Annotated in this window: 1 protein-coding gene and 1 pseudogene; both read right to left on the reverse strand. The window is 74.8% G+C overall.

The features are described from left to right. Positions 1 to 139 precede the first annotated feature (139 nt). The gene (locus tag HMPREF3105_RS11805) at positions 140 to 775 is read right to left on the reverse strand and encodes a cation efflux transmembrane domain-containing protein (RefSeq protein ID WP_070709790.1); all 636 of its coding nucleotides are present in this window, start codon (positions 773 to 775) and stop codon (positions 140 to 142) included. After that, positions 772 to 1,308, reverse strand: a pseudogene (locus tag HMPREF3105_RS11810) (N-acetyltransferase); the annotation flags it as partial. The pseudogene HMPREF3105_RS11810 and the gene HMPREF3105_RS11805, both read right to left, overlap by 4 nt.

A 1,308-nucleotide genomic window follows, 5' to 3' on the forward strand; every position in this document is an offset into this window, starting at 1 on the left:
GGGCTCAGCCCGGCGGTCGGGGCGCTGGCCGGCGCCGTCGGTCTTGCACCGGCGCTGACGGTGTTCCTGGGCCTGGCCGCCGTCGGGGCGGTGCTCGCCGCCCGGCTGCCCGCCGCCCCGTAGGAACCGTAGGAACCGCTCAGTCGTCGTCGACCTCGCCGGCGAGGGCCTGGGCCGCCAGGTGCTCTTCGGTCGCAGCCTCCCAGATCTCCTTGGCGGCGGAGCCGTTGAGCAGCACCAGCAGCACGCCCACGATGATGTCTGCCCAGCCCGACGCCGTCAGGACCGTGATCCCGGACAGGGCGATCAGCACGGCACCGGCCACGAGGTCGTTGCGCGCCGCGAGCCACGCCGCCCGGGTGAGGGAGCCGCCGTCGGTGCGGACGCGGGCCAGCAGGGCCACGCACACGAGGTTCACGAGGATCGAGCCGACGGCCACCCCCAGCAGCACGCCCGCGGCCGGCGGCTCGGGGTCGCCGATCTTCGTGGCCGCCATGACGAGCGCCGCCACGGCCGGGAGCACGATGATCCCGGCCATGACCTTGCCGATGACCGCCTGCCGGGCCGCCGTCCACCCGAGCGCCACGAAGATCAGCAGGTTGACGGCGAAGTCCTCGAAGAAGTCGACGGAGTCCGCCACGAGGGCCACCGAGCCGATCCCCACCGCCAGAATGATCTCGACCACCAGGTAGGCGCCGTTGAGCAGGGCCACCGCCAGGACGGTGCCCCGCAGGGCGCGGGTGCGCCGGCGGTCCGCTTCGGCTGCCTGGTTCACGCGCCCGTCGTGTCGTCCACGAACACGTACGTGTCCACCAGGGTCCGCGCGGCGTTGCCGCCGATGAGCCCGTCCACGATCCGTTCCAGCGGGGCCATCGCCTCGTCCACCTCGAGCTGCACGGGGTACTGGGCCACGAGCAGGGCGAGCAGGTCGGCCACGGCCTGCAGCGCGTCCTCCTGCCCCAGCTCCGGGTCCCAGCCCACGAGCACGTCGGCCGGCGCGTCCTGGCGCTCCGGGGTGTAGGAGACCGCGAACGCGCGGATGCGCCCGCCCTCGGCCTTCGGCGCGTCGCGGAGCACGACGGCGCCCGCGGCCCCGGTGGCCGGGCCCAGCAGCAGCTGCTGGGCGGCCCCGACGCTCAGGGTGGACGGGTCCCAGGCGTGCACGGCGTCATAGAACGCGGTGACCGCCTGGGTCAGCTCGACGGAGCCGGTCGAGGCCTCCTCGAGGACCACGCCGTCCGGGTGCTCCTCGCCGCGCACGTCCGGCAGGCCGATGGCCCCCGGGGCGATCGCGACGCGGCGGGAGCG

Source organism: Micrococcus sp. HMSC31B01 (genome assembly GCF_001816085.1).
Classification (GTDB): Bacteria; Actinomycetota; Actinomycetes; order Actinomycetales; family Micrococcaceae; genus Micrococcus; species Micrococcus luteus.